At 61.5% G+C, this 15,740-nt stretch carries 14 protein-coding genes; 10 read left to right on the forward strand and 4 right to left on the reverse strand.

From position 1 onward, the window contains the following. Window positions 1–13: 13 nt before the first annotated feature. From AB7951_RS08825 to AB7951_RS08855, 7 genes are all read left to right on the forward strand, one after another. Window positions 14–1,078 (forward strand): ABC transporter permease subunit, encoded by a 1,065-nt coding sequence (locus AB7951_RS08825; RefSeq protein ID WP_120292933.1) that lies wholly within the window; start codon window positions 14–16, stop codon window positions 1,076–1,078. Then, window positions 1,078–1,794: an ABC transporter ATP-binding protein gene (locus AB7951_RS08830; protein WP_120292935.1), complete on the forward strand. Its 717-nt coding sequence runs from the start codon at window positions 1,078–1,080 to the stop codon at window positions 1,792–1,794. Before AB7951_RS08825 ends, AB7951_RS08830 begins: the two co-directional genes overlap by 1 nt. Continuing rightward, window positions 1,787–2,500, forward strand: coding sequence for a branched-chain amino acid ABC transporter ATP-binding protein (locus tag AB7951_RS08835; RefSeq protein WP_120292937.1), 714 nt, complete (start codon window positions 1,787–1,789; stop codon window positions 2,498–2,500). Before AB7951_RS08830 ends, AB7951_RS08835 begins: the two co-directional genes overlap by 8 nt. A 45-nt stretch (window positions 2,501–2,545) precedes the next feature. Continuing rightward, window positions 2,546–3,535 (forward strand): acetamidase/formamidase family protein, encoded by a 990-nt coding sequence (locus AB7951_RS08840; RefSeq protein WP_120292939.1) that lies wholly within the window; start codon window positions 2,546–2,548, stop codon window positions 3,533–3,535. 15 nt (window positions 3,536–3,550) lie between these two features. Beyond that, window positions 3,551–5,308 carry a nitrilase-related carbon-nitrogen hydrolase gene (locus AB7951_RS08845; RefSeq protein ID WP_120292941.1) on the forward strand — a complete coding sequence of 586 codons (1,758 nt, stop codon included), beginning with the start codon at window positions 3,551–3,553 and terminating at the stop codon, window positions 5,306–5,308. Window positions 5,309–5,355: 47 nt separating this feature from the next. Then, complete coding sequence (locus tag AB7951_RS08850) at window positions 5,356–6,111, forward strand: SDR family NAD(P)-dependent oxidoreductase (protein WP_120292943.1); 756 nt, start codon at window positions 5,356–5,358, stop codon at window positions 6,109–6,111. A 1,512-nt stretch (window positions 6,112–7,623) separates the two neighbouring features. Then, on the forward strand, window positions 7,624–7,923 hold the full coding sequence (locus tag AB7951_RS08855; protein ID WP_158596872.1) for a DUF3551 domain-containing protein: 300 nt from the start codon (window positions 7,624–7,626) through the stop codon (window positions 7,921–7,923). Between the two features lie 138 nt (window positions 7,924–8,061). On the opposite strand, the gene AB7951_RS08860 is transcribed toward AB7951_RS08855, so the two are convergent. The 4 genes from AB7951_RS08860 to AB7951_RS08875 are packed head-to-tail and all read right to left on the reverse strand — an operon-like array spanning window position 8,062 to window position 13,004. After that, the gene (locus tag AB7951_RS08860) at window positions 8,062–9,600 is read right to left on the reverse strand and encodes a DHA2 family efflux MFS transporter permease subunit (RefSeq protein WP_439061755.1); all 1,539 of its coding nucleotides are present in this window, start codon (window positions 9,598–9,600) and stop codon (window positions 8,062–8,064) included. After that, the gene (locus AB7951_RS08865; RefSeq protein WP_158596874.1) at window positions 9,597–10,745 is read right to left on the reverse strand and encodes an FAD-dependent monooxygenase; all 1,149 of its coding nucleotides are present in this window, start codon (window positions 10,743–10,745) and stop codon (window positions 9,597–9,599) included. Before AB7951_RS08865 ends, AB7951_RS08860 begins: the two co-directional genes overlap by 4 nt. Beyond that, window positions 10,742–11,479 (reverse strand): methyltransferase domain-containing protein, encoded by a 738-nt coding sequence (locus AB7951_RS08870; protein ID WP_092144976.1) that lies wholly within the window; start codon window positions 11,477–11,479, stop codon window positions 10,742–10,744. Before AB7951_RS08870 ends, AB7951_RS08865 begins: the two co-directional genes overlap by 4 nt. A 4-nt stretch (window positions 11,480–11,483) precedes the next feature. Next, the gene (locus AB7951_RS08875; RefSeq protein WP_439089832.1) at window positions 11,484–13,004 is read right to left on the reverse strand and encodes a type III polyketide synthase; all 1,521 of its coding nucleotides are present in this window, start codon (window positions 13,002–13,004) and stop codon (window positions 11,484–11,486) included. A gap of 81 nt (window positions 13,005–13,085) precedes the next feature. On the opposite strand from AB7951_RS08875, the gene AB7951_RS08880 reads away from it, so the two are divergent. From AB7951_RS08880 to AB7951_RS08890, 3 genes are all read left to right on the forward strand, one after another. After that, the gene (locus AB7951_RS08880; RefSeq protein WP_441256112.1) at window positions 13,086–13,763 is read left to right on the forward strand and encodes a response regulator; all 678 of its coding nucleotides are present in this window, start codon (window positions 13,086–13,088) and stop codon (window positions 13,761–13,763) included. Beyond that, complete coding sequence (locus AB7951_RS08885; RefSeq protein WP_120292951.1) at window positions 13,723–15,105, forward strand: sensor histidine kinase; 1,383 nt, start codon at window positions 13,723–13,725, stop codon at window positions 15,103–15,105. Before AB7951_RS08880 ends, AB7951_RS08885 begins: the two co-directional genes overlap by 41 nt. 124 nt (window positions 15,106–15,229) lie before the next feature. After that, window positions 15,230–15,643: a hypothetical protein gene (locus tag AB7951_RS08890; RefSeq protein ID WP_199712136.1), complete on the forward strand. Its 414-nt coding sequence runs from the start codon at window positions 15,230–15,232 to the stop codon at window positions 15,641–15,643. The last annotated feature ends 97 nt before the right edge of the window (window positions 15,644–15,740 follow it).

A 15,740-nucleotide genomic window follows, 5' to 3' on the forward strand; every position in this document is an offset into this window, starting at 1 on the left:
AGGATCCGCAGCTGTGAACGGTTTGCCTGGTTTCCTCCGCCGCCTCGAAGGCCCGCAGACTGTGGGTCGTGGTCCGGCGTTCTGGATTACGTTCGCCATCGTGTTCGCGATTGCCTGCGCCTATCCGTTGTTCAGCGACGGTTATACGGTCGGCAATACCGTGTATTTCTTCGTCTGGGTGTTCATCGCGCTCAGCCTGTGTGTGATCTGGGGCTATGGCGGTTCGCTCTCGTTCGGGCAGACCGCTTTTTTTGGCATTGCCGGTTATAGCTACGGCATCCTCACGCTCAATTTCGGCTCGGCTTATGGGTTCACCTTGGCCGCGCTGGTGCTGGCGGTCGTGATCGCCGCGCTGTTTGCGTTGCTGCTCGGCTATTTCATGTTCTTCGGCCGTATCGCCGGCGTCTTCCTCGGTATTGTCACGCTGGCGGTGACGCTGATGCTGGAGCGCTTTATGGCCCAGACCGCGGGCCCTGAGTGGCGCATCGGCGCGGCGCGCCTCAACGGCTTTAATGGCATGAGCGCGATGCCGCCGCTAACGATCCCATGGTCCGGTGGCGACATCGTGTTGTTGGCCGATATCGGACTCTATTACGCCGTGCTGGGATTGCTGCTGCTGGTCTATCTCGGCCTGCGCATCCTGATGAACTCCTCGTTTGGCAATGTCATCGTTGCTATCCGCGAGAATCCGGAGCGCGCGGAGATGCTGGGCTACGACGTGCGCAAATATCAGCTCATCACCTTCGTGATCGGAGCGGCGCTCGCGGGCATTTCCGGCGTGCTTTACACGGCGTGGGGACAGTACATCACGCCGTCGAGCATGGGCATGACCGCGGCCGCGCTGCCGTTGATCTGGGTCGCGGTCGGCGGCCGCAGCGATCTCACGTCGACCGTGATCGGCACGCTGGTGGTGCTCGCGGCCTTCCAGGCCCTGACCATTTACGGCAGCCAATACGCGCTGGTGTTCATGGGTGTGCTGCTGGTCCTGACCGTGCTGATCGCGCCGAACGGGCTCGTGCTCGGTGCCATGAATCTGATTTCCCGGCTCGTTGCGCGCCGCAGCAAGGGAGACGTCTGATGGCGCTTCTCGAGCTTCGCGGACTCAATAAACATTTCGGCGGCTTGCATGTCACCAATTCGGTCGATCTCGTGCTTGAGGCCGGTGAAATCCATTGCCTGATCGGTCCGAACGGTGCGGGGAAGAGTACGCTGTTCAGGTTGATCCTAGGCGAACACCATCCCGGCAGCGGCGATATTCTGTTCGCCGGCGAGAACATCACTGCGCTGAAACCGTTCGCGCGCATTCACCGCGGGCTGTCGGTCAAATTCCAGGTGCCTGGCGTATTCAAGGGATTGTCTGTCCGACAAAACCTCGAAATCGCCCTGCAGCGGACGCATCGCAGCGTTGAGCTCGCGCGCGGGATCGATCGGTTGCTGACGTTCCTCAACCTTGAAGCCGAGCAGATGCAGACCGCCGGGAATCTGAGCCACGGCCAGAAGCAGTGGCTCGAAATCGGCATGGCGATCAGCCTGAAGCCGCAACTGTTGCTGCTCGACGAGCCGACTGCGGGCATGTCGCCGGAAGAAACGCATCAGACGGGCGAGATGGTGCAGCGATTGAATGCGGACGGCATGACAGTGTTGGCGATCGAGCACGACATGGCCTTCGTGCGCCAGGTCGCGCAGCGCGTCACGGTGCTGCATCTTGGACAGGTCTTCGCGCAAGGCTCGATCGATGAGATCGTCGCCGACGAACGCGTCGCAGCTATCTATCTGGGGCAGGCCCATGCGTAAGGAAGTCATTCTCTCGACGCAGGCCTTGCGCGCCGGTTACGGCGGCAAGCCGGTGTTGCAGGGCCTCGAAATCGAGGTACGGGAGAGCGAGATCATCGCTGTGATCGGCCGCAACGGCGTCGGCAAATCGACGCTGATGAAAAGCCTGATTGGCCTCGTGCCGGCGATGAGCGGTTCGGTTGTCTATCGCGGCGAGGCCGTCGAACTGTTGCCGCCGCACAAACGGGCGCGGCTTGGCATGGGTTATGTGCCACAGGGGCGCGACGTGTTTCCGCGGCTGACGGTGGCCGAAAACATCGCCGTCGGCGCTGCGATCAAGGGCGATATCCCCGAGGAGGGACGGCGGCGGATCGTGGAAGCCTTTCCGATCCTCGCGGAGCGCTGGAGCCAGCGTGCCGGCACCATGTCCGGTGGCCAGCAGCAGCAACTCGCCATCGGGCGTGTGCTGATAGCCGATCCCCACCTCATTTTGCTCGATGAGCCATCCGAAGGCATTCAGCCGAATATCGTTCAGGACATTGCCCGCAACATGGTCGAACTCAACCGCAGCACCGGCGTCACTATCATCCTGGTCGAGCAGAATCTCGACATGATCCGCGCCATGGCGCAGCGCTGTTACGTGATGGACAAGGGGCGCATCGTCGCAAGCCTCGATCGGGCCGCGCTCGACGATCAGGCAGAAATGCGCCGTCATCTCGCGGTCTGAAACCAACCCACGCCCATAACAACACAGAGACGAAGGAGTGAATCGATGGCCTGGCAGGAAAATTCGATCATGGCGAGCAAGGGCGTCGCCAAGGGAAAACCCGGCACCCATCACATGATCACCGAACAGGATCAGGGCAAGTACCACTATGTCTATGGCCCTTACGTAGGGCCTGTGCTGACGGTCGATCCCGGCGCTGTGGTCTCCGCCGAAACCCATGATGCGTTCGAGGGCGCCATCAAGCACGAGACCGACATCCCCTCGAAGATTCTCAACTTTCCCTTTCTCAACCCGCAGAACGGGCCGATCTGGATCAACGGAGCCGAGAAGGGCGATACGCTCGCGGTCTATATCGAGAGCATCGTGCCGCGTGGGCCGCAACCGCGCGGCACCACTGTCGTCATGCCGGAATTCGGCGGGCTGGTCGGCACCGGCCAGACCGCGTTGCTCAATCCGGCTTTGCCCGAGCGCGTCAAGAAGCTCGAGATCACTCTCGAGAACGGCACCAAATGGAACGACAAGATCACGCTGCCCTATGAGCCGTTCATCGGCACCATCGGCACTTCGCCGGAGATCGAGGCGATTTCGTCGCTGGTGCCGGACTATTACGGCGGCAACATGGACCTGCCCGACGTCGGTGTTGGTGCGGTGATCTATCTGCCGGTCAATACCAAGGGCGCGTTGCTCTATCTCGGTGACTGCCACGCGGCGCAGGGCGACGGCGAACTCTGCGGCGTCGCGATCGAGCATCCGACCGTGACCACGGTCCAGATCGATCTGATCAAGGGCTGGAGCATTGCTTGGCCGCGGCTGGAGACCAAGGACTTCATCATGACGATCGGCTCGGCGCGGCCGATGGAAGATGCTGCGCGCATCGCCTATCGCGAGCTTTGCCGTTGGATGACGGCCGATTACGGCTTTGAGGAGATCGATGCCTACATGCTACTGACCCAGACCGGCCGCGTCCGGCTCGGCAACATGGTGGATCCGAAATATACGCTCGGCGCTTCGATCAAGAAATCATTTTTGGTCTAAAAGGGTAAGCCGATCATGTCGCGCGTGCACAAGGTTGCCACGGTTCAGTTCGAACCGACCATGTTCGAGAAGGAGCGCAATATCGCGCGGCTGCTCGAACTCTGCGAAGCGGCGGCGACAGCGGGCGCCCGGCTCATCGTTACGCCGGAGATGGGCACCACGGGCTATTGCTGGTTCGACCGGGCTGAGGTCGCACCTTTCGTCGAGACGATCCCGGGGCCGACCACGGATCGCTTCGCAGTGCTCGCGCGGAAACATGACTGCTACATCGTTGTCGGCATGCCGGAGGTCGATAGCGACAGCATCTATTTCAACTCTGCGGTGCTGATCGGACCCGAAGGTGTGATTGGCCAGCATCGCAAGACGCATCCCTATATTGCGGAGCCGAAATGGTCGGCGGCAGGCGATCTCGGCCATCAGGTCTTAGACACGCCGATCGGTCGCATCGCGCTGCTGATCTGCATGGACATCCACTTTGTGGAGACCGCGCGTCTCGTCGCCTTGCAGGGCGCCGACGTGATCTGCCATATCTCGAACTGGCTCGCTGAGCGCACACCGGCTCCGTATTGGATCAGCCGGGCGTTCGAGAACGGTTGCTATCTGATCGAAAGCAATCGGTGGGGACTTGAACGCACCGTCCAGTTCAGCGGCGGCAGTTGCGTGATCGCGCCGGACGGAACAATTGCGGCCCTGATCGATGGCGGGGACGGCTTCGCACTAGCTGACATGGATCTGGACGCGTCCCGCGCGCGGCGTGTTGGTGGTGAAGCCGTGTTCTCTCAGCGCCGCCCCGAGCTCTATGCGGGGCTGCTGTCCGATACGTTCAGCTGGAATCCTCGCGATTTCTTCAAGTTGTACGGCCACAAGCCCTGGCCGACGGGGCGGACGTCGCGGGTTGCGGTCGCGCAGATGAGTCCCGGTGACGACGTCGAAGCAAATCTCGCGCGCATCACCTCGCTTGCGCGGCAGGCGGAGCTTGAGGGCAAGGCCGACCTCGTCGTGTTTCCGGAACTCGCGCTGAGCGGCCTCAACAATCCCGGCGCGCGAGCGCAGACTGTTCCGGGGCCGGAGACCGATCAGCTCTGCCGTCTGGCCGCCCAGCTCAAGGTGTATCTTGTCGTCGGCATCGCCGAGCGTAACGGCGATGCGATCTACAACAGCGCGTGCCTGATCGGGCCAGAAGGCCTTGTCGCGGTTTACCGCAAGACCCACTTGACGGAATCCGAGCGTGCCTGGGCGCGTCACGGCGATGACTGGGTGGTGGCCGACACGTCGGTCGGGCGTATCGGCCTTCTGATCGGTCACGATGCATCGTTTCCTGAAGCCGGCCGCATCCTTGCGCTGAAGGGGTGTGATCTCATCGTCTGCGCGGCAGCGATTAAGGAACGTTTCAGCACCCCGCATGTGGGATCGCTTGTGTCGCAGAACTATCCGATCCCGACCGGCGCCGATCTCTATCACTGGCATCACTTCCGGGTTCGCGCCGGCGAGAACAACGTGTTTTTTGCGTTCTCGAATGTGTTCGATCCCGGCAACGGATATCCAGGCCTCAGCGGCGTGTTCGGCCCCGACACCTTCGAGTTTCCGCGTCGGGAAGCCATCGCGGCGGATACCGAAGGGACGGCGACGGCGGTGGTGGACACCACGAATCTCGACACCGTCTATCCGACCAACGTTGTGCGCCGGAAAGATCTGGTTGCTATGCGGATGCCGCACAGCTACCGCGGGTTGATCACGAAGGCTGCGGGGTGGCACGCGCGAGAGCACCGATGACAATCGTGCAAGCCGAGCAGTCAGGCATCTCAACCGAGGAGTGAACCATGGATCTGGGATTGAAGGGCACGAACGCTCTGGTGACGGGCGGAAGTAAGGGAATCGGTCGTGCGATTGCGGATATGTTCGCTAGCGAGGGCGCCAACGTCGCCATTTGCGCGCGACAGCAAGTGCAGATCGACAGCGTCGTTGCGGCCTTGCAGGCGAAGAGCGTCAAGGCCTGGGGCAAGTCGACCGATGTCGCCGATCCCGTCGCCCTCAAGCAATGGGTTGACGGCGCGGCCGCCGAGCTCGGCGGCGTCGATATCCTCGTATGCAATGTCAGCGCACTGGCGGTCGGCGATACCGCGGAAACCTGGGAAAAGTCATTCCGCATCGACATGATGCACACGGTCAATGCGGTGGCGGCCGCGCTTCCCTATCTGGAAAAATCGAAGACGCCGTCGATTGTCATCGTCTCCAGCGTCTCCGGGTTCGAGGTCGATTTCGCCGCCGGCTCTTACGGCGCCTTCAAGGCTGCACTGATCCACTATGCCAAGGGATTGAGCAATCAGCTCGCCGGCAAAGGCGTCCGCGTCAACGCGGTGTCGCCCGGCAACACCTATTTCGAAGGCGGCATATGGCAGGGCATCGAACACGGCTCGCCCGAACTTTACAAGACGGCCATGAGCTTGAATCCGACCGGTCGAATGGGAACCGCGGAGGAAGTGGCCGCCGGAGTCGTGTTCGTGGCTAGCCCTATCGCGAGCCGCATCTCGGGTACCAACCTCATCATCGACGGTGCTCTGACGAGGGCCGTGTAGCTCTGAACCCGCTTCGAAACGAGGCGCGATCAGTTCGAGGAGCGGGATAGTTCGACGATCATTGCTGAACTAAGAAACATGAGAATTCATCCACGCTGACGACTGTATAGGAAACTGCAATTTCCTATACAGTCATCGGCGATCAGCTAACTCGGTGTGATCTCGCCATTCTGCAATGAGTGACATCAACCCGGCGCCAACGCCAAACTGCGACCGTGGAAACGAAACGGGCTGGAAGGTGGGGCTCAGTCGGTTGGTGCCCCCATGTGCCTCTAATTGGCGGCTATGGGGCTGGTGATACGACAGCTACGAGCTATCGTGAAGCAGTGGGCTTTTCGGCTCAGCTTGGGCGATTGGCAGCTCCTGGCGCAAAGCAAACCTTCGGCAAATTCGGGGGCAGCGAAGTGACAAATGACACCGATTGCGATCGGCCTGAGTGCTGACTGCCAACGGTTGCCAGATGCAAAACAAACGCAGGTGGGCTTCTCGAGCTACTCTTTACCATTATGAATTTCGAGGGTTTTGACTGAGTCTTAAAACGCTTTTCCAAACCTATCATTCCGAGCACAAAATCTAGCGCGCGCCCTTCCAGTTTTTGCCCTCTCTGACAACAACCACGTCAATATCCGTTGGCATCCTGCTGTGGTGTGAAAATGTAGGTGTGATCCGATCTGCCTCGATGCACCTTCAAGTTTGTATGGGAGAAGGCATGAGCCCTGGCTGATATGCGATGAGCAGGGAGCGCTTCGATCTGATCTGTCTCGAGCAAGTATAGAGCCTTCATCCGGACTAAAGGAAACTTGCCATGGGAGCGCTCAATGATTGAGATGACTCCCAATGAGACGGCCCCCATCGCCCCGAGCATCAGTCGCCCTAACCTTCCGCAAGCGACGCTCCCGCCACCAAGGGTAAAATCGAGCACTGCATGTGTTGGCGCTTCAGCCTGGAGCGCATCGTGCGCGCTTCTACAGTCGGAGAGGGTTCAGTGGTGATGAGCGATGCAGCTCGCAGCAATCGTTGGAAGCCGACGTTTTACGTGCTGATCGAAGACAATGCAGCCGAGGAATGATGGTCGCCTAGCCAATATCTTGAGGTCGTAGTCACCAAATGTCGTTAAGTGACACAACCGTGGACACTGGACGGGCCAGGTGGCTTTTGCAGCGTGATGGCCGCTTTGTGCCGAAGATGATGGCGGCTGTTCGAAACGCTGCGGAAAATTCGAGAGGCCGATTTTCCGCCGTCAGTCAGACCTTCATTCGGAACGTCGATCGGGGTCGCTGCGAGCGCTTTCGAAAGTTAAACACGTATTTATTCGGGAAATTCATAGGATTTCCTATCTCTTTGGTATGGGACCTGTGCGAAGAAAATCTTGAATTTCCAGCGCACGATGATCTCGGAAACGTAGCCCTTGGCTGCCCATCTGGCAGGCTTTGCAATCGCGATCTCCCGATCGATGCGACTGCGGGACCGCGAGCGGCACGCTTTGAGGTTCACAGCAGATGGAGATGGATGATGATTTTCGATCGACAATCCAGATATCTCACCGCGGCCTTTGCCGTTGCCGTCGTGCTCTCGTTCGCAGCGCTGAGCTCGCAACCCGCCGAAGCTACGCCACTGCACCGTGACGCGTCGCCGTTCTGTCTGTTGCCAGGCTCATCCAATGGTCCGGGGGGGGCACCGCAGATCTGCGGCTACTATGATTATCAGGAATGTCTGCAGGCCGCGGCCGACATGCACGCCAACTGCGTGGAGAACATCGATTTCCGCGGTAGTTATGAGCGAACGCCCGACGGGTGGCGTGCCCGGTACTGAGCGCCTTCGCGAGCGGCACAGCCCGGTCGATAATAATCTCTTGTGCGGAAAACGAGATCATCTTGAAAAGGGGGCGCCGTGAAGCGCGTCTATCGCTTCTCGAGATGGTGGCAGCAGCGCCGCTCGCCCCGGGCCGAACTACCGTTCGCGCCCGCCCCACGCGAATGGCACCAGCAGCACGGCAAGCAGCGCCGTTGCTGCCAGCATTGCCCAAGCATCGTTCACACTCCAGATAAAGGCCGTCTTTTCGATCATGGGCCGGACCAGGGCTTCCATGGCAGGAGTGGGTGGGCCGGAGAGAGCGCTTGTCAGCGATGCGGGATCGAGGCCAATGGCCGTTGCCGCCGTGGGGTCTGCCGACAACAACCGCATATGCAACGCAGCGGCGTAGATGTGAGCGCGGGTGTATAGGATGGTGTCAATCAGCGCGATGCCGATCGCGCCGCCCAGATTGCGCATCAGATTGAACAGGCCGCTCGCTGCCGGCACCTGCGCTTCCGGCAGCGAGCCCAACGCCAGGCGGGTCGGTGGCAACAGGCAGAACATGATGGCGACGCCGCGAACGATCTGTGGCCAGAACATCTGGTTGAAATCGGTGTCGCGTGTCTGAAACATGCTGAGGGCGAGGCCGATACCAAACACCGCAAAACCTGCGGCGGTCAGCCAGCGCGCACTGAGTCGCCGTTCCAGCGCGACGGCGATGGGCGACATCGCCAGTTGCGCGGCGCCGGTCACCAGCATCGTCGAACCAATCTGCAGGGCGTCGTGACCCCTGATGTAAGCCAGAAAAACCGGGATGAGATAGACTGAGCCGTACAGGCCCACGCCCAGGCAAAAGCTCAACGCGCATCCGATCGCGAACGAGCGGTTTCGGAACGGGCCAAGCTGCACGACAGGATAGGCAGCACGCAATGTGCGTCGTACGAATAGGCCGCCGCAGAGAGCGCTGATTGTGAACAGGCCCGTGCAGGTGGCCGACGCCCAGCCGTCATGGGGTGACTGCTTCAGTCCGATCTCCAGAGCGGCAAGCGACATCGCCATCAGAGCTAGCGACCGCCAATCGATTTTCGCAACGTCGCCAAAGTTCAGCTGCTGCTGGGGCAGCAGGGGAGGCGCCACAAGGCAAGCGATCAGCCCGGGAACGACATTGATCAGGAACAGCCAGTGCCAGGACCAGGTCTGCGTGATCCAGCCGCCGACCACAGGTCCGACCGTCGGCGCCAGCACAGCCACGATGCCGGCGATCGTCGTGGCGATACCTTGGCTGCGCGGCGGAAACAGCAGGAAGACTGCGGCGAACACCGCCGGGATGAGCGTGCCGCCCGCGAATCCCTGTAGCACGCGAAACGATACGAGGGCGGCGAAGGTGCCACTCGCGGCGCAGCCGATCGACGCCAGCGTGAAGAGAGCGAGGGCGGAGGCAAACAGCCAGCGCATCGAGAGCACATGCGTTAGCCAGCCCGTCAGGGGAATGGCTATGATCTCGGCAATCAAATAGGAGGTCTGGATCCAGCTCATCGTCTCCGGGGAGATGGCTAGGGCATTCTGAATGGTCGGCAGCGATGTTGCGACCACCTGAATGTCGAGGATCGCCATGAACATCCCAAGGCACATCAGGACAAAGCCAAACCATGTGCGGGTGTCGGCGAGGGGCAGTTCGGTGCGCAGCGTCGTCATGGGTTCACGAGCGGTGGGGCTGGCAGCACGGCAGGGTCAAGGCCATCCATCGCATGGGTCAACCGGGTGCGGCGGACGATCGAGCTGATCAGGTCCGGGCCGTGCGTGGCCGCGGCGAACATCAGGTTTCGGCTGATGCGATGTCCGGCAAGGCAGGAGACGATGCTCGCCAGTCGGATCGGTCCGGCAATGAGTTTTCGCGCGGCCGCCAGATACACATCAGGTGAAAGTCCCCCTCGGATATGAGCGACTGCCAGCGCGGCCGATCCAAGGGCGATGGCAAGGCCGTCGCCGGTGAAGGGCGGGATGTGTGCGAGACGGTCGCCTACCCGATAGGCTGCAGCGTTCCGCTCGCGATGAAGATGCCCGCCGCTGGGACAGACCACGGCCTTGGGCTTGTCCCACAGCGGCTCGGCGTCTGCTAGCCGCTCCGCCAGTGCGGGAAATGTCGCGGCCACATGGTTGCGCAGCGCGGTCCAGCCGGATCCGAACTGGCTCATGGTTTCACCCGGCAGCACCAAGCAGAGGTTGGCGATACCGTCTTCGACCAGTTCTAGGCCAATATAGCTGGCCTCGAGAAAGTAAAGCTCGACCCGACCCTCAAGCGCTCGGCGAATGTCGGGGGCAGGCCGCAGGTGCATTTTCAACCCGACCTGCGAGCCGTCGCGCGTGTCGTCGATGCCGCGCAAACCCAGCTTGCCGGTGGCCAGTACGAGATTTCTGCAACTGATTGTGTGGCCATTGTCGCACACGACCAGCCAGCCGGATCCATCGGGTCTCGCCGTTTTCACAGTCACGTCTCGATGCAGGCGGGCGCCGCTGAAATGCGCGTGTCGCAGCAGCGCAGCGTCGAGACGATAACGCGAGAGCGACAGCCCGTGAAACGGTAGTGCCGAGGTCACGCTGCGGCGAGCGGAATACAATGCCACCTCATCGACCGGCACGGCGCCGAGCGCCAGCGGATCGACGCCCAGCCGCCGTAACAGCAGCTGTGTCTCGACGCTGAGGAATTCGCCACACACTTTATGCTGGGAGGTCGCCGTGCGCTCGATCAGCATGACGTCGTGGCCATAACTGGCCAGACCGCAGGCCACCGCGCTGCCGGCCGGCCCGCCGCCGATGACGATTGTCTCGACCTGGATCATCGCACACGTCCGATCACGAAGCGGAACAGGAACCATCGCAGGCGCACCGCGCGCGGCGAGATACCGGCATCGCGTAACCGTGCCATCCATTCCGTGCGGGTGAGGGCTCTCGCAACCGAGATCCGGCCGTCGTGAATGACAATGGGATGCAGCCGCGTCAGCCAGCCCATCAGGCCGATGAAATGGAACGGCACCCGGTGGCGCTGCAGATCGTAGATCATCCAGCCGCGCTGCGCGTTCCTCTCCATCCAGCACAGGAACGTCACGATCATCTCGTCGGACATATGATGCGTGAGCAGGCTGCTGACGACGAAGTCGATGGGGGAGGGCGGGATGAAATTGAAGATATCCATCACCTGATATTCGATATTGAGATCGTTTCCTGTCGCCGACTGCGCGATGCGGACCGTCTCGCGATTGAGATCGAGCCCGATCAGCTTGATCCGCCGGCCGCGCCCGGCGGCCCAGCTGCGGATCGCTCGCAGCAGGTCGCCATAGCCGCAACCGACATCGACGAGCGTGAGCTCGGTGCTTTCAGGTATCCGCTGGATGGCGGCGTCCAGCCAGGCGATCACCGCCCTGTGCCCGAGCATCGCGCCGTTGAAGCGGGCGAGGTCGCGCAGCACAAGTTCGAGCTCTTCCGGACTTGCGTCGGCGCTGTCCAGCCATTCGGCTTCGGTACTTCGCTGCGACAGGTCCGTCGCTGCAGCGTGGGTGGTGCTGAATGTGCTCATGGGGTCAGGCCGCGGTTCGAAAAAGCATGGTTTCGGCGATCAGTCCGGGCCCGAACGACATCGCGCACCCGCTGCGGCCGCGTGCGCCCGAACGCATCAACCGCTCGATCACGAACATGACCGTCGCCGACGACATGTTTCCATAACGGCGCAGCACGTCGCGCGACGCCGCCAGTGCGGTCGGCGCCAGCGCGAAGGCTCGCTCCACCGCGTCGAGAACGGTCCGGCCGCCGGGATGCACCGCCCACAGGTCGATCGCCGCCGCGGGCGCTCCAGCCAGGATTTCATCGGCGCTCCGCCGTAGGCCGTCCTGGATAACGGCCGGAACGCGTCCCGACAAAACCATGTCGAAGCCGGCATCGCGGATGTTCCATGTGATCAGATCGTGGGTATCGGGGACCAGCATGGCGCGGAAACTGTCGAGCGCGATGCCGGACGGCTCGGCGCTCACAAGGCTTGCCGCACAACCGTCGGCGAACAGCAGGAACGAGAGCATCTGCTCGAGATCGGCGGTTTCCTTGAGATGCAGCGTACAGAGTTCGAGGTTCACGACCAGTACGCGCGCCGACGCCTCGGAGCGGACGATGTGATAGGCCAGCTTCAGGGCGTTGATGGCGGCGTAGCAGCCCATAAAGCCGATAACGGTACGTTCGACCGTCGTTGGAAGCTCGCAACGCGCGATGAGATCGAGGTCGAGGCCGGGCGCGGAGAAACCTGTGCAACTGGTGATGATCAAGTGCGTGATGCGGTCACGATCTGCTCCGAGATGCAGGCGATCGACGGCGGCTTGCGCCAGTTCGGGCGCGTGCCGCTCATACTGCTCCATCCGCGTCGCCGTATCGGGAAAACCACTACGGGCATAGAAGCCGCCGGCATCGAAATGGTCGCCTTCCGGTCGATTGCTCGGCGTAAGGCACGAGAAGCGGTGCTCGATACCGGACTTGTCGGCCATGCGTTCGAACAGCCGCGCCTGACGCGGGTTGGCCAGATGGAGCGTAGACTGTGCGAAGCGGCGAAAAGTGTCATGAACGTCGTAAGGCGGCACAGCCGTTGCGACACGATTGATATAAACTGCTGGCAAGGGAATCCCTCCGTATGCCTCCGGCGAAATGAGCGCCGGCCGATAAAGGTCGAGATAGCGAAGAAAGTCCGCGGAGCGATTAAATTGCGATTTAAGAACGGACCGACGCTCTGCTTCGGTTGCTGCCGGGGATGTCGATGGCAGGTGTCTGGCCGGCAATCGCCGCGCATGGGACGTCGCTGCGTCGCAAGTTAAATTCGTATTTAATTGAAGAACACAGGTCTTCCGAAGATGTTGTAGCCATTGGTCTACTGTTCGGTTGGGCGCGTTCCGATGACTGCTGTGAGGACACGAGGAAAATCTCTGCGGCTTGGCCCGGCAGATCATGGCGATACGGCATACCGATGCCGCAGCAACGCCATACGCGATCCCGGGATCCTTGGTCCCTGTCGCAGTGGTGAGGCTTGTACCGACCGGATGGACGAAATGACCGAGTTTCGACAAGATGACGACGTTTTCCGCTATGCTACGGCGCGGTCGCACCTTGTCGTGTCTTCAGATCAAACGGTGCCCGAGATACTCCAGATGACCAAGATTCTGCTGATCGAGGACGACGTTGAGACCGCCGAGGAACTCGCGGCCGAACTGACGCAGCGCGGCTTCGAGGTCGAACATGCGGCGAGCGGTATCGAAGGACTCGACAAGGCTCGCTCCATCAAGCCGGACTTGATGGTCGTCGATCGCATGTTACCGGGAATGGACGGCCTCACCATCGTCGAGGCGCTGCGGAATGACCAGATTCGCACGCCCGTACTGATCCTGAGCGCGCTCGGAGCGGTCGATGATCGCGTACGTGGATTGCGTATTGGCGGCGATGATTATCTGACCAAGCCTTTTGCGATCGTCGAACTGGTGGCGAGGATCGAGGCCCTGTTGCGCCGTCCGATCGAAACGCGGGAGACCATGTTGCGGGTAGGACCGCTCGAACTCGACCTGATCGAACGCACAGCGCGGCGTGGCGAGCGGGAGATCGAATTGCTGCCGCGGGAATTCCGCCTTCTCGAATACATGATGCAGCGCAACGAGCAGCTGCTGACGCGGGCGATGTTGCTGGAGGAGGTCTGGAACTATAAATTCGTCCCGGACACTAATCTTGTCGATGTTCATATGGGGCGGCTGCGGCACAAGGTAGACACGCCGGGCGATCCGCCGATGATCCACAATGTCCGCGGCGCAGGATTTATTCTTCGTGCGCCTTCCTGATTTCGTCCGCACAACGACGTTCCGGTGGACTTCCATCGCGATCGCGCTCTGCATTCTTTTGTTCTCGGCCTTCGTGTACTGGGAGGCTGGCAGTTCGATGCGGGCCGACATGGACGCTTCGATCGCGGAGGCGAGCGAGGCGATCGCTGCGGACGTGCCGGAGCGCAGGGTCATCGCCATCGAGGACCGCCTGGCGTCCGATCCGCGCCGGACCCGGTTGGCCGGTCTGTTCACAGCTGACGGAAAACGGATCGCCGGCAATCTGCGCGATATCCCGCCGCAATTGGCGATCGACGCGCGGATTCATGCGACGCAGGTGGTCAGGATCGATCCGCACAAGCCGGAGTCGATGTCCGTGCGTGCCATCGGTCGTCGCTTGCCTGACGGCCAAGTGTTGGTCATTGCGCGCCATAGCGGCGAACTCAAGGAACTGGCGGCGGCGATCGGCCGCGCCCTGCTGCTCGGTCTGCCGGTGGCGGGCGCCCTCAGCCTCGCGATCGGTGGTGTGCTCAGCCTGCGGGTGCAGCGTCGTGTCGATGAACTCCATGCACAGGTCAGGCGCATTATCGATGCCGACCTGCGCGAGCGACTTCCGACGGCCAACCTCGACCACCCCTTCGACAAGCTGGCTATTATCGCCAACGGTATGCTCGACGAGATCGAGGTGCTGGTCACCGAAATGGCGGGGACTGGCAACGAGATCGCGCATGATCTGCGCACGCCGCTGACCCGTGTCCGCGTTGGTCTCGAGCGTGGCCGCGCCAATGCCACGACGGTCGCGGACCTGCAGGCGGTCGCCGACCGCGCGATCACTGGCGTGGACGAAGTGCTGACCATCATCACCAGCCTGCTACGTATCCAGGAGATCGAACATTATGGCGACCGCAGGGGATTCGGCGATGTGGTGCTGGCGGGTTTACTACGTGAGGCCTGCGACCTCTACGAACCGATCGCTGAAGACAAGCAGGTCAGCCTGCGCGTCGATGTCGACGACGATGCCATTGTCCGATGCGACCGCGATCTGCTGCAGGAGGCTATCATCAACCTGGTCGATAACGCGGTCAAGTTCACGCCGCCCCACGGATGCGTCCGGTTGGCTCTGGTGCGAGGGCCCGGCGATGTCATTATCAGAATATCGGACACTGGACCCGGCATTGGAGAAGACGAGCGTGAAGCAGTGCTGCGGCGGTTCTATCGCTCCGACAAGAGTCGTAGGACTGTTGGCACCGGTCTTGGCCTCAGCCTCGTTTCCGCGATAGTCAAGCTGCATGGATTCCGGCTGACGTTGTCGACCGGTCCCGGCTGCGTCGCGGAGATCGCCTGTCCATTGCCGGAAAGGTGATCTGTCTAAAGGGCATTTTAATCGTCTCGCCGTGTCCCCTCACCATGTTTCGTAGATCGCGCTGTTGCCTCGATGCCATATGGGCGCTTACGGCAACAACGGCATCGATGGAAAGGATGAGATCATGAAAGGACGTACATTCAAGGTATTCGCAACGGCTGCGCTGGCGTTGAGCCTGCTGGCTACCGCCGCTGATGCGCGCGGCGGCGGCGGAGGAGGCGGCCACGGTGGTGGTTTCGGCGGCGGTGGTGGCCATATGGGCGGCTTTGGCGGCGGCTTCGGTGGGGGGCACATGGCGGGCGGCATCGCCGCCGGTCATGTGGGTGGAATCGGCGGCGAGCATCTCGGCGGAATCGGCGGCCGGCGTTTCGCTGGAGGCGGATTCGGATCGCACGCTTTTGCCGGACATCACCTCGTCAGACATACCGGTCGTGGCTTCGGCTTCCCAGGCTACTACGACGATTACGGCTATAGCTGTCCGTATGTTTACGGCCCGCTGCATCCCAACCATTATCCTTGGGTCGCCGGCTGCAGCTGACGAACCGTCCTGCAAGGCATCGCGGGCGTGACGTTGCGGAAGCCACGTCACGCCCGCCTTGTTCGTGCCGCAAGCCGAACCTGAATTCGAATTTATA

The organism is Tardiphaga sp. 285_C5_N1_2 (genome assembly GCF_052076065.1).
Lineage (GTDB): Bacteria > Pseudomonadota > Alphaproteobacteria > Rhizobiales > Xanthobacteraceae > Tardiphaga > Tardiphaga robiniae.